The organism is Duganella sp. CT11-25 (assembly GCF_047302815.1).
Lineage (GTDB): Bacteria > Pseudomonadota > Gammaproteobacteria > Burkholderiales > Burkholderiaceae_D > Rugamonas.
Window position 1 is genome coordinate 1,529,763 of the sequence record NZ_JBKBFD010000001.1, and the last position, 20,355, is coordinate 1,550,117.

A 20,355-nucleotide genomic window follows, 5' to 3' on the forward strand; every position below is an offset into this window, starting at 1 on the left:
AGCAAGGTCTCCTGATGGATTTTTATGTATGTTCTTGGATACATACTATGAGAAACACAAATATCTATCCAATGATATTTTTGCACTCTTCGATATCGATTTTGGTATATCAGCGCAGCAATCGGAGGCCGTACAGACCGCCCGCGATCGAGCCGCTCCGGGCGACGAACTTGACCACCAGCTTGCCATCGACCGCGCTTCCCACAGGGATCGCGTAGTCGCGGCTGTAGAGTTCCTGCGGTGCCTTCGCGTCCAGCGTGACCTCGGCCAGTAGTTTCCCGTTGACAAGAATGTCGAAGCGGCGGCCGGCATCCAGCGTCGAATACGTCAGCCGCAGGGTCCGCGCTTCGCCCTTCCGGTCGGTCAGGTCGTAGCTGAACCAATTTCTGGCATGGCGCCAATGCTTGCCCTTGTTGATGCCCGCGTCGGCGCCGTCGGCCTTGAAGAAATGATCCGACTCCGGCTGTTGCTCACCAGGCGCCACCTGGTCGATGGTTTTCGCGTCCAGCGCCAGGCGCTCGGCCTCGTCCTCGGCCGCCTTGGCGCGTCGGGATTCCAGGTCGCCGGGCGTGGAGTATGGCCAGTAAATCACGTAGCGCGCATCGTGCACGCGGAAGAACGGCACGAAGGTGGTGGTACCGGCCTGCTTGCCCTGCACCAGTCCCGGCGCGGTGAAGGTCAGCGGCCGGCCGGCCACAGGGCGGAAGCGGTCGCTGAAGGCAGCGCTGTCGCTGACCAGCACCGGCGCCGACTCCAGCGGGCATACCGGCCCGGAGGCGATATGGCCCATGCGCGAATCGTCGGCCAGGTAGTTCAGCTTCTCGTTCGGGAATGGATCGGTCTTCGCCGCCAGCACGACGGGGCCGTGCAGCACCGCGTAGTAGCTGGACTTGTCCGGCATCTGCTCCAGATGGGTTTTCATCGGCAGGCGGATCTCGACCTTGTCGCCGTCGCGCCACAGCCGGCGCACGCTGACGTAGCGGTCCGCGCCGATGCTGGCCGCGATCTGCTTGCCGTTGACGGCGATGCGCAACGCGCCCTGCTCCACCCATTCGGGATAGCGGATCTTCAGCGTGAAGGTCTTGTTGCCCTTGACTGTGATGGTGCTGGTGTCTTCATCGGGGAAGCGGTTGGCCTGGCGCAGCGATACGCCCTGCTCGCGCCAGTCCAGCGTCGACGGGATGAACAGGTTGACGTATAGCTGGTCGCCGCGATGCGCGTAGATGAATTCACCGTACTTGGCGTGGCTTTCGATGCCGGAGCCGACGCAGCACCACATGGCTTGCTGCGGCTGCGAGTAGACGCGGTAGTGGTTCGGCCGCATCGGCGTAAAGTAGACGAAGCCGCCGCTGCGCGGACGCTGCGACGACAGAATATGGTTGTATAGCGCTCGCTCGTAGTAATCGGCGTAGCTGCCTTTGGCGTCACCGGAGAACAGCAGCTCGGTAAGCTTGAGCATGTTGTAGGTGTTGCAGGTTTCGGGGCCTTCCACTTCTTCGATCATGGACGAGAAGTCCTTATCGCTGTGGAAGTGCTCCTTGACGCTGTTGCCGCCGATGGCGACCGTGCGGTGATCATGCACCGTCTGCCAGAAGAACTGCGCGGCTTTTTGCCAGTCCCGCCGGCCGGTGATATCGCCGATGCGCTTGAAGCCTATCACCTTGGGAATCTGCGTGTTGGCGTGCAGGCCGGTGAGCTGGTCCTTGCCCTCCTCCAGCGGACGCAATATCGCTTGGTGCGAGAAGCGAATCGCCAGATCCATGTATTTCTGCTGGCCCGTCATCTGCGAGACGTCGGCCAGCACCTCGTTCATGCCGCCATGTTCGCTGCGCAGCATGGACTGCATCTGCTCTTCGTTCAGGTGCGAGGTCAGCTCCAGCGTCCAGTCGCACAGCGCGACCAGCATCGCGCGCGCATCCTTGTTGCCGCCGTAGTTGTAGGCGTCGCGCAGGCCGGCATAGACCTTGTGCAGGTTGTACCACGGGACCCATTTGCCGTTGACGGAGAAGTTATCGGCTTGCAGTTTACCTTGTGCGATATCCCGCCACGCGCTTGCGCCGCCGGGTATGCCGCCGATGTAACCGTCGCCGTTGGCGCCCTGGCAGCGCTTGAGTTCCGCCACACTGTAGTTCAGGCGCTTGAGCACCTCGGCGTCGCCGCTGGCGGCGTACATCAACGCCAATGCAGACAGGTAGTGGCCGCCCATGTGGCCATCCAGGCCACTGGATTCCCAGTTGCCGTAGGTCGGCTGCTTGAGCGGCAAGCCGGCTTCACGCAGGAACGGCGCCAGCAGGCGATCCGGATCCAGCGCCATGATGTAGCGCAGGTCGGTCTGCTGGGCTTCCAGGAAGGGGCTTGCGCCCAGCCGCACGGCGGACAGGGGGAACAGCGCGACCGGGCCGGCCAGGCGCGCGTCGGCGCGGCCTGGTGCGGGTTGACCGGCGCGGGTGGCCGCGCCGTCACCACCATTGCCTGCGCCGTTGCCGGCCGCTGTCGCGGTGGCGCGCGATAGCGGCGACGCCACAGCCGCCATTGCGGCGGCGGCCAGTTGCAAGGTGCGCCGGCGTGCCGGTTTATGGAGCGCCGGCGCCATTATCTCGCGGGCAGCTGGGTGCTGCGGTACTTGTTCAGGTCCGCCTGGTCGACCTGCGGCCAGCCGTTGGCGTCCCATTTCATTTCCATGATCTTGAGCTTCTGCAGATAATTATCGGCGGTCTCGTAAGCGTGCAGCACCAGATAGTCCTTGCCGTCCATGGTGTAGGCGCTGTTGTGACCCAGGCCCTTCCAGTCCTTGTCGCCGGCGATCAGCAGCGAGCCGCCGCCTTTCAACATATCGACGCCAGCCTTGTCGATGTAGGGGCCGGTGACGTCCTTGGCCCGGCCAACCACCACATTATAGGTGCTGTCGCCCTTGCGGCAGCAAAGCCCGAACGATGCGAACAGGTAGTAGTAATCGCCCTTCTTGAAGATGAACGGCGCCTCGATCTCGTCCGGTCCGGCTTCGGCGGTCGCGACCGACTTGCCGCGCGAGCGGCTGGCGATAGCGTGCCATTCCTGCGGCTCCGCCAGCCCGGTCAGCTCGGCGTTGAGCTTGACCAGTTTCAGGCCGCTCCAGAAGGAGCCGAACGACATCCAGGTATTACCCTTGCCGTCTTCAACGATATTGGGATCGATCGCATTCCAGTCGTCGCGCAAAGGCACGGACTGCAATACCATGCCCTTGTCTTCCCAGCGGTAGTCGGGAGAACGCGGGTTCAGCGTTTTATTGACGGTGACGCCGATGCCGGAGGTGTTCTTGCCGAATCCGGAAACGGAATAGTACAAATAGTATTGTCCGTTTTTGAAATGCACATCCGGCGCCCAGATATGGCCGTCGAAACTCGGCGCAGCCTTCTTGGCCCATACCGGCTGGTCCTTGAAGACGCGGCCTTCCGGTGTCCAATCCTTCATATTGGTCGAGCTGTAGAAGGTGATGCCTGGTCCCGTACTGAAGACGTAATAGGTATCGCCCTCCTTCGCCATCACCGGATCGTGCACGCTGACTTCCTTGGCGGCGCAGGCCGTAAGCGCCGCGATGCCCAGTGCGAACGCCACCGTCGATAAAACAGACTTCATTGCTAACCTCTTCTTAGTTGCCGGTACGGGCGCCCCAGATGGACACGCCGTCCACCGATTGCGCCGTCCACGTCACCACAAACGCGCTGGCGTTGGTATTCCACTGGCGCGACAGCACGCCAACGAAAGTCCCGGTCGCGCCAAGCGAAATGGTGATCTTGTTGCTGCCGTCATGCTTCCACGTGCCGGTTGCGGTACCTGAAACCGTGCCATCCGCCGCCAGCTTGACCACCTGCGACGCCTTGATGGCCGTCGAAATGTCCTTGCCGTGGTTGATCATCTTGTAGCTGCCCACAACATCGGCGGCAGTCACCTCGGCCGACAGCACGGCCGCGCTCTTGCTCAGCGGCGCGTAACGGAACGGCGCCACCACAGGCCAACCATCGGCGTTAATGAACATCTCGTGCACGCGGATCTGGTGCAGCTCGCCCGTGTTCGGGAAGCGCGTGTGGAAGATCAGGAAGTACTGACCGGTCGAGGCTTCATAGTATGCCGAGTTGTGGCCCGGCGATACATAGCCCAGCGGCGTGCCAGTCTCGCCTTCCGCCAGCGCGAACTGGTGGTTGCCCATGATCTTCTGGCCGAACGGCGCGATGCTGGCGTCGTCGAACAGCGGCAATGCCGGGTTGGACTTGACCGTGGCCATGTCGGTGCCCTTCGCGTCCACATACGGCCCGTTCGGACTGAGCGACCGCGCGACACGCATGTTATACGCGCCGTTGGCATCCAGCCCGCCGAAGGACGTAAACATATAGTAGAACCTGGACTGCGGGCTGTACATCACATACGCGCCTTCGATGCGACTATGGTTACCGCCCAGCAGATGCTTGCCATAGCCCTGCCCCGGTTTCTGCAAGCCGGTCGCGGCGTCCATCTCCAGGATGAAGATGCCGCCCGAGTACGAGCCGTAGATCATCCACAGCTTGCCGTCCTTGTCGAAGAAGGTGTTCGGATCGACCACGTTCGGCATTGTCAGCGCATCGTAGATCGTGACGCCGTCTTCGCCCGGCAGTCCCCACATCCCGGACTTGAGCAGGATCTGCTTGTTGACGTAAGGGCCTTCGACCTTGTCCGCCACCGCGAGACCCAGCGCCGAGCGAGGGGAATCGCCTTTGCATGCGCAGTAGTACTGATAGAACTTGCCGTCGGCCAGCTTGACCACATCCGGCGCCCACAGGTCGGTCACCTGCGCCCAGGCGAAGGTGTCCGCCAGCGAGGTGACGACGTTGTTGAACAGCGGGTTGGTCGCGGTGACGCCGTCGGCGATCTTGGTCCAGTTCATCAGGTCCGCCGACTTGGCCGCAGCCAGGTGCGAGCCAAACACGTAGAACGTGCCATCCACCTTGATCACGGATGGATCGTGCACCGACGCTTCCGCGAAGGTGACGATGCTCGGCGTCGGCGTCGGCGTCGGCGTCGGCGCTGGCGTCGGTGTTGGCGTCGGTGTCGGAGTTGGCGTGCTGCCACCTCCCCCGCCGCCGCAGCCTGCCAGCAGCAGCGCGACGCCGCCGGCGATGGCCTTGCGGCGCGAGATCAGGACTTCATCCATGCGCTTACTCCACCGCCACCACGACAACAGCCTTGGCTGGAATCTTGACGGTCAGCTTGCCATCCGCACCGGCAGCGGCACTGAACGGCATAGGCTTGATCGCTTGCGGCGACTTGAAGGTGTTGTGCGTATCCATCGCATCGGAGGTCAACACGCGGCCATTGACGGCCTTGATCGCCTGACCCGGAATGTTCAGCGCTACATCGGCGGCGCGGCCAGGATTGGTGTTAACCAGGGCCACATACAGCTTGCCGTCCGCGCCGCGCGCGGCCGATGCGCTGATCTCGGGAATGCTCTTGCCATCCAACGCGTACTGCGGATTGTTATCAAGCTTCAGCGGCAGCGAGGTCGCCCCCTGGAACGGCGCATACATCTGGTATGCGTAGTAGGTCGGCGTCAGCACCATCTTGTCCTTGTCGGTGATGATCATCGACTGCAGCACGTTGACCATCTGCGCGATATTGGTCATGCGCACGCGGTCCGCATGGGTGTGGAAGATGTTGAAGTTAAGCGCAGCGACAACCGCATCGCGCAGGGTATTCTGCTGGAACAGGAAGCCCGCGTTGGTACCCTTTTCGACGTCGTACCAGGTGCCCCATTCATCGACCATGAAGCCGATCTTCTTCTCAGGATCGTTCTTGTCCAGCACCGCCACGTTGCGGACGATGAAATCGTCCATGCGCAGGGTGTTCGACAGCGTGGCGAACCATTCGTTTTCCTTGAAGCCGGTGGCGGCACCCTTCACATCCCACTTACCGGTAGGGATGGTGTAGTAGTGGAAGCTGATGCCGGTGGTCTGGCCTTTCAGGCGGCGGCTCAGCGTTTCCGTCCAGGCGGTATCGTTGTCATTGCCGCCGCTGGCCAGCATCTGCGGGCGGTAGTCCTTGGGCGCGCGCAGGAAGGTCTCGGTTTGCTTGTACAAGTCTGCATAGTAGTCAGGCGACATATTGCCGCCGCAGCCCCAGGCCTCGTTACCGACCGCAAAGTACTTGACCTTGAACGGCTTGTCGCGGCCGTTCTTGCGGCGCAGGTTGGCCAGCGTGGACTTGCTGTCGGAGGTCATGTACTCGACCCACTCCGACATCTCCTGGCTGCTGCCGGTACCCAGGTTGCCGTTGACGTAGGCGTCCGCGCCCAACAGCTCGACCAGGTCGAAGAACTCGTGCGTGCCGACGGCGTTGGATTCTTCCACGCCGCCCCAGTTGGTGTTGACCTTGACGGGACGCTTCTCGCGCGCGCCGATGCCGTCCTTCCAGTGGTACTCGTCGGCGAAGCAGCCGCCCGGCCAGCGCACCAGCGGCACGTGCATGGCTTTCAGCGCGCCGAGCACGTCGTTGCGCCAGCCCTTGGTGTTGGGGATCTTGGACTTCGGACCAACCCACATGCCTTCATAGATGCCGGTACCCAGGTGCTCGGCGAACTGGCCGTAGACATCCTTGTTGATGACGGCGCCCGGCTTGGCGGTGTCGATAGTGAGGCTCACCGCGTCGGCGGCAAACACGCCGCCGGAGGCCAGCAGGCACAAGGCAAGTACGCCACGTTTGATGTGATTCATTTCAAATCTCCTTTATAGTTGCTTATTGTTTGATGACGAAGCCGCCATGCGGTTTGATCGTTACTGCCAGTTTTTTGCCAGCGGCGATGCTGCGCCGGCTGAAGCTGCGCTCTGTGGCGCCGTCTTCGATAATGAAACCTTGCTTGCTGCCGACGAAGGACAAGTCCAGCGTCAGCTTTTTGTCGGCATCTGTGGCGTTGATGCCGGCGACATACCAGGTGTCGCCGGAGCGGCGTGCAATCACCGCATACTTGCCGGGATAGCCGTCAACCAGGCGGCTGTCGTCCCAGCTGCGCGGCAGCTCGCGCAAGAACTGCTTGACGTAGTCCGGCACGGTGGCCATGCCGGCCGGCGTTTCAGCGAAGTGCTGGATACCGGACAGGTACAGCACCGACGTCGCCAGCTCAAAGCCGTTGCGGCTGGCGCGCTTGATCTTGGGGATGTCGCCAAACACCATCGGCGTGAAGTCCATCGGATCGAACAGGTTGCGCGCGAACGGCAGCATGGCGGCATGGGCCGGCATCTTGTCCTGGTCGACCTGCTCGAAGGTCGTGAATTCAAAGCCCCTCACCGCCTCCATCGTCATCAGGTTGGGCCAGGTGCGGCTCCAGCCGCGCGGCAGCGTTGCGCCGTGGAAGTTGACCAGCAGGCCCGCATCCGCAGCATCGCGCAGGATGTCGACGTAATAGGCGATCATCGACTGGCCATCGCCGCCGAAGAAGTCGATCTTGACGCCTTTGACGCCCATTTCGCGCAAGCGCTTGAATTCCTTCACGCGCTGCTCGTGCGTCAGCAGCGCGCTTTTCGGCGAGTACTCCGTCTTGTTCCACGGGCCGGACGAGTTGTACCAGACCAGAATGCCGACACCCTTGGTCGCGGCGTAGTCGGCCAGCTCCTTGACCTTGTCATAGCCGATCTTGCGATCCCAGTCGGCGTCGATCAGCGTGTAGTCCCACTGCATGTCGGCGGCGTAGTCGATGAACTGCTTCTGCACGTCATAGACGGTGCCGTCATCCTTCAGGATCGCCCAGCTCCACGAAGCATGGCCCGGCTTGACCAACTGCTTGTCGAAGGCGATCGCCGGCGCGGCCAGGTCGGTACCCAGCGTCGAGTTGGTGACGGTGGCCAGCGAGCCAAGCGCGATCAGGCGCCAAGGCGACGTCAGCGTGCCCTCCACTTCGGCCAGCAGGCCGCCGTTGGTGAACACTTCCGCCGCCATCGGGATGCCGATGCTGTATTTTCCGCCGCTGGAATCAGGCGCCAGGCGCGATGCCTGGAAGCTGCCGTCCATATTGGCTTCCGAGATCGCCAGCCAGGTTGTACCTGCGCCGGTGCGGAACAAGGCCGGGAACACCCAGCCGGCTTCCGTCGGCGCTTTCGTGCCGGCCGGGATCTCCATCTGGTAGTGCTCTTCATACGAAGGATTGGTGTTGCTCCAGCCGGTCTGCGCGACCGACATCGGCTGCAGCCAGGCTTTGGAGGCGGCCGGCAGAGCGAAGCTGGTGCGTTCGCTCACCAGCTTTTTCAGCGGCAGCGATGGCTCGGCGACGATGTAACGGAAGGCCACGCCGTCGTTCGACACGCGGAAAACGATGTCCATCTTCTGCTGCCGGGCGTTCTGCACCGAATAGGTTTGTTCGTTGGCGCGGTAGGTGATGTCGCGCTTTTTACCGACCGCCATCTGATACTGGTCGGTGATCAGCTGCGGCTTGGAGGTGCTCACCACCGACAGCTCGGAGCCCAGGTCCGCGCCCGCCAGTTGCAGGCCGAGGTCGGAGGCCAGCAGCACCGGCTTGCCGTCGCGCGCGATCGAGTAAGTCAGCGCGCCGTCGACGGCGTTCAGCTTGACGCTGATGTGATGGTCCGGGCTGGTCAGCGCCGGCAGGGATTGCGCGGCGGCGGCGGATGCGATGCATGCGGCGGTGCCAGCCACCGCGAGGGATAATAAAGTTTTCACCATTGTTCTACCATTTTTTAGGGTGATTGACCCCGCCGCCTCATGCTGGACGGTTGTCTCCGGGGTGCGAACGGTGCTGCTGCCGGTGGTTTATACCCAGCCGGCGTCTACTATAAATTCCTGCGCGGTGCACATGGCGCCGTCGTCGGCGGCCAGGAACAGCACCATCGATGCCACGTGCTGCGGCATCAGTTTGGTCGGCATGCACTGGTTGCGTTTGATGTCCTGCTCGCCCGCGTCATCCAGCCACAGGTCGATCTGGCGCTGGGTCATGACCCAGCCCGGCGTGACGGTGTTGACGCGGATGCCGTGGGCGCCGAACTCGCGCGCCAGGCCGCGCGTCAGGCCATGCACGGCGGCCTTGGACGTGGCGTACACCGGATAGCCTGCGTTCTTGACGTGCCAGGAGATCGATCCGACATTGATGATCGAGCCCGAACCTTTTTTCTTCATGCCGTCCAGGACGGACTGGCAGGTGAAGAACATCGGGCGCTGGTTGATGGCGATGCGTTCGTTCCAGTAGTCGACGGTGACTTCCGAAGTTTCGTGGCGCTGGTCGTTGGCGGCATTGTTGACGAGGATGTCGAAGTCGCCGACCGCAGCGGCCAGGTCGGCCATCGTCGCTTGCAGTGCAGGGATATCGGTGATGTCGCATTGGCGGAACAGCGGCTCGGGGTAGCCTGCTTCCTTGACGCGGCGGATCAGCGCCATGCTGGCGTCGCGGGCGATGTCGACGAAGGCGACTTGCGCGCCCTGCTCGGCGAAGGAAATCACCATCGCTTCGCCGATGCCGGTGCCGCCGCCGGTGATGAATACGCGCTTGCCGCGCAAACTGCCAAACTTGGCCAGTTGAGTCATGAAGTCTCCGTTTATTTTTATAGGTACATGCTGAGTTTGATCAGCTGCGGGTCAATTCACCCTCGCGGCGCAGCCAGGTGGCCGTGCCGTTGTCGCGCAGGACCTGGGGCAGCAAAGCCTGCGGCAGGTTCTGGTACGACACCGGACGCAGGAAGCGCGTGATCGCACCCGTGCCCACCGACGTGCTGCGGCCATCCGACGTCGACGGGAACGGACCGCCGTGCACCATCGCGCTGGCCACTTCGACGCCGGTCGGGAAACCGTTGGCGAGAATGCGGCCCACCTTGCGCTCCAGCACAGGCAGCAGCTCGCGCGCCACATCCAGGTCGCCATCGTCCATCTGCAGCGTGGCGGTCAGCTGGCCTTCCAGCTTTTCCGCGACCTGGCGCAATTCCGCCACGTCCTTGCACGCAACCACCAGCGAAGCTGGTCCAAAGATCTCCTCTTGCAGCGCATGCTGCGACAGGAAGGCCGCCGCGCTGGCGACGAACAGCGCCGGAGCGCCCTTGCCTTCCGCCTGCGGCGCCAAGGCCAGCGTCTTCACGTCGCCATGTTCGGCCAGTTGCGTAATGCCGCGCTTGAAGCTGCCGGCAATCCCAGGAGACAGCATGGAACAAGCCGCGCCGCCGGCCAGCGCCTGCGAGGCCGCCGTGGTGAAGCGGTCCAGGCCTGGACCGGCAATCGCCAGCACCAGGCCGGGGTTGGTGCACATCTGGCCCACGCCCAGCACCAGCGAACCGGCGAAGCCTGCGGCGATTTCCTCGGCGCGCGCAGCCAGCGCTTGCGGCAGCAGGAACACCGGATTGATCGAGCTCATTTCCGCATACACCGGAATCGGCACCGGACGGGCGGCCGCGGCGGCCATCAGCGCCAGGCCGCCACCGCGCGAGCCGGTAAAGCCCACCGCCTTGATGGCGGGATGGCGCACCAGCTCAATACCGAGTTCATTACCGGTGCCGGTCAGCAGCGAGAACACGCCGGCCGGCAGCCCGCAGATCTCCACCGCCTTGACCACGGCACGGCCCACCAGCTCCGACGTGCCAGGGTGCGCAAAGTGCGCCTTCAGCACCACCGGGCAGCCGGCGGCCAGCGCCGACGCGGTATCGCCGCCCGCTACAGAAAACGCCAACGGGAAGTTACTGGCCGCGAAGACAGCCACAGGACCCAGGCCGATCATGCGCATGCGCAGGTCCGGACGCGGCGGCGTCCGTTCCGGCAGTGCCTTATCAAGGCGCACGTCGTTCCAGGAGCCTTCGCGCAGCAGGTTGGCAAACAGTTTCAACTGGCCGACGGTGCGGCCGCGCTCACCCTCGATGCGCGGACGCGGCAGGCCGGTCTCCGCCATCACGCGCTCAACCAGCACATCGCCTAGTTCCATGATCTGGTCGGCGATGGTTTCGAGGAACACCGCGCGCTTCTCGTCGCTCAGCGCGCGGAAGGTATCGAATGCGTCTTCGGCCAGGCGGCAAGCCTGGTCGATCTGCGCCGCGTCCACGGTGCGGAACTCGGGATCCATCACCTGCTGCAGCGCCGGATTGTAGGCGCGAACGCCCGCGCCCGTTCCTTTGACGGCTTGGCCGCCGATCAGTGCATCGCCGGTGATGATCATAAGGTTTTCACTTTCGCGATGTCGGTTTTGAACACGGACAGCTTGTTGCGCAGGGCCGGGCCGAATTGCGGCGATTCGATTTCAAAGGTCTCGCCAGGCTGCACCGAGATGTTGTCGGCCACGCTCAGGGTGGCGGTACCGAAGAAGTGGATGTGCACATCGCCGGGACGCTTAAACAGCGGGTACTTGAAGTGGTGGTGCTCCAGGTTGCCGATGGTGTGCGACATATTCTGCTCGCCGCTGAAGAAAGCCTTTTCCCAGCGTACCTTGCCGTCCACGCCGTAGATGCGCGAAGTGCCTTCGATGTTCGCCGGCGCTTCGCCGACCAGCAGCGCCGGGCCCAGGCCGCATGCGCGCAGCTTGGAGTGCGCCAGGTACAAGTAGTTCTGGCGCTCGGTCACGTGGTCGGAGAACTCGTTGCCGATGGCGTAGCCGACGCGATACGGCTGGCCGTCGTCGCCGATCACGTACAGGCCGGCCACTTCAGGCTCTTCGCCGCCGTCCAGCGCGAAGTCGGGCATGCTCAGGTCCTGGCCGCTGGCGGCCACGATCGAGCCATCGCCCTTGTAGAACCACTCCGGCTGCACGCCGGCCGCGCCGGGCGCGGGCTTGCCGCCTTCGACGCCCATGCGGAACATCTTCATGGAATCGCTCAGTGCCTCGACGTCGCCGCCGATTTTCTTGTGCATCGAGTCGCGGGTGTCGGCGCTGCCCAGGTGGGTCAGGCCGGTGCCGGTGACGTAGCAGTGCGCGTCGTCGCTGTGGTCGATCGGCGCCAGCAGGCGGCCGGCGGCGGCAACGGCGTCGAACGATGCGGTGGCGCTGCCGACGGACTTCTCGGCCAGCGCGGCCAGGCCGACCGATGTGCGGATCGCTTGCTGTGCCAGCGCGTAGGTCGTGGCGTAGCCGTCGATGACGCGGATGGTGTTCTGTTCCAGCACGCCGATCTGGCGCGCGCCTTGTTCATTCTTGAATTGTACGAGCAGCATAATGTCTCCGTAGCTTCGTTATTAGTGCGAGTGGCGCGGCACGGCGGAACCGCGATTCCCGACCAGGAAATCGAAGTCGCAGCCTTCGTCGGCTTGCAGTACGTGTTCGATGTAGAGTTGCTGGTAGCCGGTCTTCGGACCCGGCGCGCTGCCTGGCACGCGGGCCGCCTGGCGTTCCGCCATCTCGGCTTCCGAGATTTCCAGGTTCAGCAAACCACCCGCGCAATCCAGCGTGATCCAGTCGCCGTCCTTGACGATGCCCAGCGGCCCGCCGGCCATCGCTTCCGGCGCCACGTGCAGCACGACGGTGCCGTAGGCGGTGCCGCTCATGCGCGCGTCCGAGATGCGGACCATGTCCTTGACGCCGGCCGCCAGCAGCTTGGGCGGCAAGCCCATGTTGCCCACTTCGGCCATGCCTGGATAACCTTTCGGGCCGCAGTTCTTCATGACCAGCACCGAGTTGGCATCGACGTCCAGATCCGGATCGACGATGCGCGACTTGTAATGCTCGAAGTCCTCGAACACCACGGCGCGGCCGCGATGCTGCATCAGTTCAGGGGTCGCGGCCGACGGCTTCAGCACGGCGCCGCGCGGCGCCAGGTTGCCGCGCAGGATGCAGATGCCGCCATCCTTCAGCAGCGGGTTCTCCAGCGGACGAATCACTTCGTCGTCGTAGATAGGCGCGTCCTTGCAGTTTTCCCACAGGGTCTTGCCGTTGACGGTCAGCGCGTCCGGGTTCGGCACCAGGTTGCCCTCGCCCATGCGGCGGATGGCGCCCGGCAGGCCGCCGGCGTAGTAGAACTCTTCCATCAGGAAGCGGCCCGACGGCAGCAGGTCGACGATGGTCGGCGTGCCGCGGCCGACGCGGGTCCAGTCTTCCAGCTCCAGGTCCACACCGATACGGCCGGCGATGGCTTTCAGGTGGATCACGGCGTTGGTCGAACCGCCGATGGCGGCGTTGACGCGGATCGCGTTTTCAAAGTTTTCGCGCTTCAGGATTTTCGACAGGTTCAGGCCTTCCTTCACCATCTCGACCGCGCGGATGCCCGACATATGGGCCAGGATGTAGCGGCGCGAATCGACCGCGGGAATCGCGGCGTTGTGCGGCAGCGTGGTGCCCAGCGCTTCGGCCATGCAGGCCATCGTCGACGCGGTGCCCATGGTGTTGCAGGTGCCGGCGGAGCGGGAGTGGCCCGATTCCGCCGACATGAATTCGTGCATCGTGATTTCGCCGGCCTTGACCTGCTCGTGCAGCTGCCATACGGCGGTGCCGGAGCCGATGTTCTTGCCGTTCAGTTTACCGTTCAGCATAGGGCCGCCGCTGACAACGATAGTGGGAATGTCGACCGACGCGGCGCCCATCAGCAGCGCGGGCGTGGTCTTATCGCAGCCGACCAGCAGCACGACGCCGTCCATTGGATTGCCGCGGATGGATTCTTCGACGTCCATGCTGGCCAGGTTGCGGGTCAGCATGGCGGTTGGACGCAGGTTCGATTCGCCGTTGGAGAAGACCGGGAATTCGACCGGGAAGCCGCCGGCTTCGAGGATGCCGCGCTTGACGTGTTCCGCCAGTTTGCGGAAATGGGCGTTGCAGGGGGTCAGTTCGGACCAGGTGTTGCAGATGCCGATGATAGGCTTGCCCTGGAATTCGTGATCAGGAATGCCCTGATTTTTCATCCAGCTGCGATACATAAAGCCGTTTTTATCTTGCGTACCAAACCATTCGGCTGAGCGCAGTTTCACCTTCTTGTCATTCTCAGACATGCATTTCTCCTCAGTATTTTCCTGTGCAGGGACGTGAATGTCATGCCCCCGCATCGATAAAGCCATACTAAGATGTACTGAGATATCTTTCCAATAAATTATTATTCGATATTGATACCGAAATCAATATCACTGATCGATACTGAAGCGGTAAGCCATCACCGAGGTATATTCCGCGCCCGGCCGCAGGATCGTCGACGGGAAATCCGGGCGATTCGGCGAATCGGGATAATGCTGCGGTTCGAGGCAGAAGCCGCTGCGATAACCGTAGATCTGCCCTTTTCCGGTGATCTGGTCATTCAGGAAATTACCGCTGTAGAACTGGATGCCCGGCTCCTGGGACAGCACTTCCAGCACGCGGCCGGAGGCCGGGTCGACCACGCGTGCCGCCACTTCCAGCGCTTCGGGCTGCGATTTTTTCAGCACGAAGTTATGGTCGTAGCCGGAACCGTAACGCAATTGCTCGTCATCCTGACCGATACGGGCGCCGATCGCGTGCGGCGCGCGGAAGTCGAACGGCGTGCCGGCCACCGGCAGCGGCGCGCCGGCCGGTATCAATCCGGCGCCGACCGGCGAGTACGCATCGGCGTTGATGGTCAGCTCGTGGCCGAGGATGTCGCCCTTGCCGGCCAGGTTGAAATACGCATGGTTGGTCAGGTTGACCGGCGTGGCCTTGTCGGTGATGGCGTGGAACGCGATACGCAACTCATTATTGTTGCGCAGTTCGTAGATCACGGTGGTTTCCAGGTTGCCCGGGTAGCCTTGCTCGCCGTCCGCGCTCAGGTAGCTGAGGATCAGGCCCGCCGATTTCGGCGTGACGAAGGTTTCGGCTTCCCACAGGCGGCGGTGGAAACCCTCGGTGCCGCCGTGCAGGTGGTTGGCGCCGTCGTTGAGGTCCAGGTTACAGATCTCGCCGTCCAGCGTGAAGCTGCCGTTGGCGATGCGGTTGCCATAGCGGCCGATCAGCGCGCCGAAGTAATGCGACTCGCCCATGTACGGCGCGACGTCGTCGAAACCGAAGCAGACATCGGCCATCACGCCGTCGCGGTCCGGCACGTGGATTTGCGTGATCACGCCGCCAAGGTCGCTGATCCTGGCGATCATGCCGTTGGCGTTGGTCAGCGTGTAGAGGGTGGCGGCGCGGCCATCCGGCAGTTGGCCAAATGGGGATTCGGTGATACTAGGTTGCGACATTGTTGACTCTCAAATGGCGCAGCGGCCGGCAGGATGTAATCCACGCCGGCCGCCGCATGTGTTCTATAGGCTCCCGCTGCGCGGGAGCGACGGCTTCAGGCCATCGACGGCTTTCCGAAGACAGGCATGCCTTGCTCGTCCCACTTCAGCGGCTTGACGTAGGTGTGACGGTCCGGATTCCACAGCGGGTCGCCGATAATCTCGGTGTAGGTACGTGCATGATAAACCAACATGACAGTTTCACCATCATCGCCGACGGTAAAACTGTTATGCCCCGGTCCGTAGACCTTGTGCTCGAAGCAGGTCTGCAGCACGGGATCGGCCAGCTTGGTCCACGATGCCGGATCCAGCACGTCGGCATTTTCGTCCGCCCACAGCAGGCCCATGGCGTAGTTCTCGTCGGTGGCGCTGGCCGAGTAGCTGATGAAGATCTTGCCGTTGCGCTTGAGGATGGACGGACCTTCGTTGACCCAGAAGCCACGGATCTCCCAGTCGAATTCCGGCTTGCTCAGCATGACCGGCGCGCCGCCCAGCTGCCAAGGCGTTTTCATCGGTGCGATATAGATGTTGGAATTGCCTTCGATGGCCACGTCCTTCTGCGCCCAGACGTAGTACAGCTGGCCCTTGTGCGTGAAGGTGGTGGCGTCCAGGCAGAAGGTGTCGATGCCGGTATCGATCTGGCCCATGAACTCCCACTCGCCTTCCAGCGGATTGGCGCTGGTGTTGCGGATGCAGTACATACGGTGCTGGAACAGCTTGTGCTTGATCTCGCGGCTGGGCGCGGCGGCGAAGTAGACATACCAGGCGCCGTCGTTGAAGTGCAGCTCCGGCGCCCAAACCAGTTCGCTGTAGGCACCGGTGTCGGGCTTGTGCCAGACGTCGACCTTCGCGGCCTCCACCAGGCCGGCGATGGTGCTGGCGCGCCGCAGTTCGATGCGGTCGTACTGCGGCACCGACGCGGTGAAATAGTAATAGCCGTCGGTGTGACGATAGATGTGCGGATCGGCGCGCTGCTCGATCAGCGGAGTGAGGACCTTATTTTCTACGTTATCCATTGCTTCGATTTCCAAAAAATTAGACTGCCACATAGCCCTTGACTCCCATCTGCGCCTTGACCTCGGCGTAGTACTCGTCATCGATACGGTACTTGAACATCAACAGTCCCATCACAGTGTGGAAGAAGCCGGGAATCAGGGTCAGCATCAGCACGATGCCGTGCAGGGCGAAGGCGCTCTGCTCGTGATTCGGCTGGTATTCAAAGTAAGTCAGCAGCACGCCCACCAGCGCGCCGGCGATGCCCATGCCGGCCTTCTGGCACACGGAGATGCCGCCGAAGGCGAAACCCGACACGCGCTTGCCGGTCTTGACGGTACCATAGTCGATGGCTTCCGCGATGGCCGACCAGAACACCGGCGCGTGCAGGTCCACCACGAAGGACAGCAGGAAGTACAGCACAAAGGCCAGCATGGTGTCGCCCGGCTTGACCAGGAAGTACATCGCGGCGCTGATCAGTCCCACGCCGATCTGGGTCCAGCGGAACAGCTTGACCTTGCTATAGAACTTGGTGATCCAGGTCGAGGCGATCATGGACAGGATGGCCGCCGCCACGCCGGTCGACAGGAAGGCCGATACGGTGGCCGCGTCGGCGCCCAGGTAGTATTTGGCATAGTAGATGGCGACCGAGCCGCGCACCACGTAGCCGATCGTGCCGGTGACGCACACGGCGCACAGGATCAGCCACTGGTCGTTCAGCATCAGCACCTTGATCTGCTCCGACAGCGACTGGCGCTGCACCTTGTGCACCACGCGCTCCTTGGTGGTGAAGAAGCAGAACAGGAACAGGAACACGCCCATGACGGCCATCACCGCCATCGCCGCCTGGTAGCCGGTGGCCGCGTTGCCATCGCCCCAGCGCTCCGACAGCAGCGGCACGATCACCGTCACCATGAAGGCGCCGATCTTGGCGAAGAACAGGCGGTAGCCGTTGGCCGACAGCGTCTGCTGCGGATCGTTGGACAGTGCGCTGGGCAGGGAAATATAGGATACGCCCACGCCGGAGGTCATCACCGTCATGATGATGTAGGTCGAATAGGCCCATACCAGCTTGGCGCTGTAGCCCCAGTCCGGCGTGGAGAAGACGAAGAACACGCTGAGGCCATACGGCAGCGCGAGGAATAGCAGCCACGGACGATAACGTCCCCAGCGCGTCAGCACGCGGTCGGTGATCTGGCCCATCACCAGGTCGCTCATGGCGCCGACGATCTTCACCAGCACGAACAGCAGCGCCAGGTCGGTGGTCTTCAGGCCGTAGATATCGGTGTAGAAGAAGGTAATGATCAGCATCATCGACGAGATCACCACGTTCAGCGCCATATCGCCGGCGCCGAAACCGATTTTTTCCACCACCGACATTTTTTGATTCGACATCTTAGTTACCTCAAAGTGCGAGGCCGCGTCCTCGCTCAGGCGGGGACGCGGCCAGGTTGCAGCAGCAGTCTTAGATCTTCCAGTTCAGGAACAGGCCGACCGAACGATCGTAGCGGCGGGTATCGCGTGGATACAGTGCCTTGTCCTTCCAGTAGTCGGAATACTTGAAGTTCAACAGGTTGGAGCCGGTCAGCGTGATCGACGTATTCTCGTTGATCTTGTAGCCCAGCGAGCCGTCCAGCGACGACATCGGCGCGGCGATCAGGTCCAGGCCAGGGCCGCCGTCATTGTAGAGCTGAACGAACTTCGAGCGCCAGTTGTAGGCCAGGCGGCCCGAGATGCCATACTTCTCATACAGCGCGACGACGTTGTACGACCATTTCGACATGCCGGCAAACGGCTTGCCGCTCAGGGTGTTGTCGCCCGAAGTCGTGGTCTGGCCTTCGGTGTAGGTCGCGTTCGCTTCCAGGCCGAAGCCGCCCAGCCAGCCTGGCAGTTGGTCGTAGAACTGGCGGTACGCCACTTCCGCGCCCTGCAGGTAGCCGTCATCGGTGTTGAATGGACGGGTGACGTCGAAGACCTGGCCGTTGTATGTTTCCTTGGCCACCTTGCTCATGATGTAGCCTTTGAAATCATGGCGGAACAAGGCTGCGCTGACCATGCCGGTCGGCGCGAAGTACCACTCCAGCGACGCATCGAAGTTACGCGCGGTGAAAGGCTTCAGGTCCGGATTGCCGCCCGATGCGGTGGCCTGCACGGTGGCGCCCGGGAAGACATAGGCGGTGCCTGGATTCAGCTGGGCGAAGTCGGGACGGGTCAGCGTCTTGGTCAGCGATACGCGGCCGACGACGTCGTCGCGCAGTTGCAGCTTGAAGTTCGCGCTAGGCAGGTAGTCGGTATTGCTGCTGCTCTTGCCGGTATCGATATACGTCGTGGTGCCGTCGGCATTGCCGACGCCCAGCTTGCCCAGCAAGTCCGCGTCGGTCTTGGTCACGCGCAGACCCAGCACGCCGTCGATCGGGATACCGGCGGTTTCCCAGCCGATGTGCGCCTTACCGTAGAAGGCGTAGTTCTTTTCCTGGTCGGCGAAGTACGATCCAGGATCCAGCGCCTTGGCGGCCGAGCTGCCGGTGACGGCCTGGCGGACGTCGGCCGTGTTGGAGATCAGGTAGCTGGCGCAAGGCGTGTACCACGACGTCGCGCCCCAGTTGTTATTCATCTCGGAGGTGCAGTTCAGGCCTGGCAGGCTGGCTGCGGAAACGGTGCCGGTCGCAGGCACCGAGCCCTCGAACGACTTGATCGATGCGGCGGTACGCTTGGCGGCGCGCACGCCGAAGCCGAAGTCCTTGAAGAAGCCGTCGTCCGCCAGCGTGTAGGTGCCGTCGGCGCGCCAGTCGGTCGAAGCGCCGTGGTCATGGCCATAGCGGTCGAACAGCTGGTCCAGGCGGTAGTTCTTGGAATCGCTGATATCCTGGCCGCTGTACGAGACGTTGGCGCTGCCGCCGACATTGGTGTTGACCACCGAAGTAGGCATGGTGGTGATGGTGTCCAGGATCGGGTTCTGCCAATCGTAGTCCGACAGCGTGCGGGCCAGCTCGGAGGTCAGTTTCAGGCCCGGCGCGGCGTTCCAGCGGCCGCCGATGGCGTGCTGCTGGGTCACGTTGTTGGCGCGGTTGGCCTGGGTCGACATAATGGTATTGACGTTGTGCGAAGTCAGCGACTGCAGCTGGTTGGTGCCCGGGATCTTGGTGCCGGACATGGTATCGCCAGGGCCCCACCATGGCAGCGCGACCAGGAAGTCGGTCTCGAAGTTGTTCAGGTAATGGGTCGCCAGGCCTTCGGCGTACAGTTCCACATCCTTGTTCGGCTTCCACTGCAGCGCATAGTTGGCTGCGGCGCGGCGGCGGTCGCCCTTGACGTTCTGCAGGCCCATCAGGTCGGGACCGGTCAGCGCAGGCAGCAGCCAGCTCTTGTCGATCGGCTTGGTGTTGAACGCGCGCTCTTCCGAATAGTGGTTGCGCACATACGAAACGCCGAACAAGGCGCCGACTTCGCCGACCGGCGTTTTCCAGCGGTTCGAGATCATGCCGCTGAGGTTAGGGTCGGTGCGGTCGGCCTGCGAATTATTGGTGCCGCCACCGTTGATGGCCGCAGTGAAGCCCTTGAAATCGAACGGACGGTTGGTGCGCACATCGATCACGCCGGCGATACCGCCGTCGAGCAGGTCGGCGCTCTGGGATTTGTACACGTCCACGCGCTGCAGCATGGTCGATGGAATGTCGGCCAGCTGGATGTAGCGGCCGGTGGTGGTGAACAGCTCGCGGCCGTTCAACACAGTGGCGATGCCCGGCAAGCCGCGGATCAGGACCGTGTTGGCTTCACCGCCGTCGCGGCGCACCTGCACGCCGGTGACGCGGGCCAGGGTTTGGGCGACGTTCGTATCCGGGAACTTACCGATATCGTCGGCGACGATGGAATCGATAACGTTTTCGGCATCCTGCTTGATCTTCTGCGCGCTCTGCGCGGCCTTGCGCACGCCGGTCACGGTGACGACGCTCGACGGCGCCGCATCGGCGGCCGGGGCTTCTTGCGCCATGACTGGGAAAGCGCTCATCAGGCCCGCCGCCGCGAGGACGGCGACGCTGGTTTTCAGGACGAGGCGATGCTTCGCCTGGGACTCGCAAGCCCCGGATGCTATGTGTTTCATAAGTCTCCAGTGTTATCTGTTTTATAGAGAGCTGACCAATATTCAGCTGTCTGAATTAAATCTTAGGGGCTGGAAGAAAAACAAACCAATCAATTTTTTGGGGTTTTTGATATCGAAAAGGGTATCAGGAG

General features: G+C 62.7%; 13 protein-coding genes. All 13 read right to left on the reverse strand.

Annotated features, from left to right (window positions below; genetic code table 11):
• Positions 1-109: 109 nt before the first annotated feature.
• The 13 genes from ACEN9F_RS06285 to ACEN9F_RS06345 all read right to left on the reverse strand — a co-directional run bounded on the left by ACEN9F_RS06285 (position 110) and on the right by ACEN9F_RS06345 (position 20,224).
• The gene (locus tag ACEN9F_RS06285) at positions 110-2,593 is read right to left on the reverse strand and encodes a beta-L-arabinofuranosidase domain-containing protein (protein ID WP_413418912.1); all 2,484 of its coding nucleotides are present in this window, start codon (positions 2,591-2,593) and stop codon (positions 110-112) included.
• Positions 2,593-3,615, reverse strand: a complete 1,023-nt coding sequence (locus tag ACEN9F_RS06290) for an arabinan endo-1,5-alpha-L-arabinosidase (protein ID WP_413418914.1) — start codon at positions 3,613-3,615, stop codon at positions 2,593-2,595. Before ACEN9F_RS06290 ends, ACEN9F_RS06285 begins: the two co-directional genes overlap by 1 nt.
• Before the next feature lie 13 nt (positions 3,616-3,628).
• Complete coding sequence (locus ACEN9F_RS06295; protein ID WP_413418916.1) at positions 3,629-5,164, reverse strand: glycoside hydrolase family 43 protein; 1,536 nt, start codon at positions 5,162-5,164, stop codon at positions 3,629-3,631.
• 4 nt (positions 5,165-5,168) lie between these two features.
• Positions 5,169-6,719, reverse strand: a complete 1,551-nt coding sequence (locus ACEN9F_RS06300; protein ID WP_413418918.1) for an alpha-N-arabinofuranosidase — start codon at positions 6,717-6,719, stop codon at positions 5,169-5,171.
• A gap of 22 nt (positions 6,720-6,741) precedes the next feature.
• The gene (locus tag ACEN9F_RS06305; protein ID WP_413418920.1) at positions 6,742-8,679 is read right to left on the reverse strand and encodes a glycoside hydrolase family 97 catalytic domain-containing protein; all 1,938 of its coding nucleotides are present in this window, start codon (positions 8,677-8,679) and stop codon (positions 6,742-6,744) included.
• An 87-nt stretch (positions 8,680-8,766) separates the two neighbouring features.
• Entirely contained in the window at positions 8,767-9,534 is a 768-nt protein-coding gene (locus ACEN9F_RS06310; RefSeq protein WP_413418921.1) for an SDR family NAD(P)-dependent oxidoreductase, read from the reverse strand.
• 40 nt (positions 9,535-9,574) lie between these two features.
• A complete protein-coding gene (locus tag ACEN9F_RS06315) occupies positions 9,575-11,143 on the reverse strand; it encodes an aldehyde dehydrogenase (NADP(+)) (protein WP_413418923.1) in 1,569 nt (522 codons plus the stop codon).
• A complete protein-coding gene (gene araD1 / locus ACEN9F_RS06320; protein ID WP_413418925.1) occupies positions 11,140-12,132 on the reverse strand; it encodes an AraD1 family protein in 993 nt (330 codons plus the stop codon). The genes ACEN9F_RS06315 and araD1 overlap by 4 nt, the downstream gene beginning before the upstream one ends.
• 21 nt (positions 12,133-12,153) lie before the next feature.
• Positions 12,154-13,896, reverse strand: a complete 1,743-nt coding sequence (locus tag ACEN9F_RS06325; RefSeq protein ID WP_413418927.1) for an IlvD/Edd family dehydratase — start codon at positions 13,894-13,896, stop codon at positions 12,154-12,156.
• A gap of 129 nt (positions 13,897-14,025) precedes the next feature.
• Positions 14,026-15,090, reverse strand: coding sequence for an aldose epimerase family protein (locus ACEN9F_RS06330; protein ID WP_413418929.1), 1,065 nt, complete (start codon positions 15,088-15,090; stop codon positions 14,026-14,028).
• A gap of 95 nt (positions 15,091-15,185) precedes the next feature.
• Positions 15,186-16,145 (reverse strand): family 43 glycosylhydrolase, encoded by a 960-nt coding sequence (locus tag ACEN9F_RS06335; protein WP_413418931.1) that lies wholly within the window; start codon positions 16,143-16,145, stop codon positions 15,186-15,188.
• Positions 16,146-16,164: 19 nt separating this feature from the next.
• The gene (locus ACEN9F_RS06340; protein WP_413418933.1) at positions 16,165-17,517 is read right to left on the reverse strand and encodes an MFS transporter; all 1,353 of its coding nucleotides are present in this window, start codon (positions 17,515-17,517) and stop codon (positions 16,165-16,167) included.
• A gap of 70 nt (positions 17,518-17,587) precedes the next feature.
• Positions 17,588-20,224, reverse strand: coding sequence for a TonB-dependent receptor (locus tag ACEN9F_RS06345; RefSeq protein WP_413418935.1), 2,637 nt, complete (start codon positions 20,222-20,224; stop codon positions 17,588-17,590).
• Between the last annotated feature and the right edge of the window lie 131 nt (positions 20,225-20,355).

Coding starts and splice junctions, on each gene's coding strand:
- ACEN9F_RS06285 (WP_413418912.1), bottom strand. CDS start 2,593: ATGGCGCCGGCGCTCCATAAACCGGCACGCCGGCGCACCTTGCAACTG.
- ACEN9F_RS06335 (WP_413418931.1), bottom strand. CDS start 16,145: ATGGATAACGTAGAAAATAAGGTCCTCACTCCGCTGATCGAGCAGCGC.
- araD1 (WP_413418925.1), bottom strand. CDS start 12,132: ATGCTGCTCGTACAATTCAAGAATGAACAAGGCGCGCGCCAGATCGGC.
- ACEN9F_RS06315 (WP_413418923.1), bottom strand. CDS start 11,143: ATGATCATCACCGGCGATGCACTGATCGGCGGCCAAGCCGTCAAAGGA.
- ACEN9F_RS06305 (WP_413418920.1), bottom strand. CDS start 8,679: ATGGTGAAAACTTTATTATCCCTCGCGGTGGCTGGCACCGCCGCATGC.
- ACEN9F_RS06300 (WP_413418918.1), bottom strand. CDS start 6,719: ATGAATCACATCAAACGTGGCGTACTTGCCTTGTGCCTGCTGGCCTCC.
- ACEN9F_RS06340 (WP_413418933.1), bottom strand. CDS start 17,517: ATGTCGAATCAAAAAATGTCGGTGGTGGAAAAAATCGGTTTCGGCGCC.
- ACEN9F_RS06345 (WP_413418935.1), bottom strand. CDS start 20,224: ATGAAACACATAGCATCCGGGGCTTGCGAGTCCCAGGCGAAGCATCGC.
- ACEN9F_RS06310 (WP_413418921.1), bottom strand. CDS start 9,534: ATGACTCAACTGGCCAAGTTTGGCAGTTTGCGCGGCAAGCGCGTATTC.
- ACEN9F_RS06290 (WP_413418914.1), bottom strand. CDS start 3,615: ATGAAGTCTGTTTTATCGACGGTGGCGTTCGCACTGGGCATCGCGGCG.
- ACEN9F_RS06325 (WP_413418927.1), bottom strand. CDS start 13,896: ATGTCTGAGAATGACAAGAAGGTGAAACTGCGCTCAGCCGAATGGTTT.
- ACEN9F_RS06295 (WP_413418916.1), bottom strand. CDS start 5,164: ATGGATGAAGTCCTGATCTCGCGCCGCAAGGCCATCGCCGGCGGCGTC.
- ACEN9F_RS06330 (WP_413418929.1), bottom strand. CDS start 15,090: ATGTCGCAACCTAGTATCACCGAATCCCCATTTGGCCAACTGCCGGAT.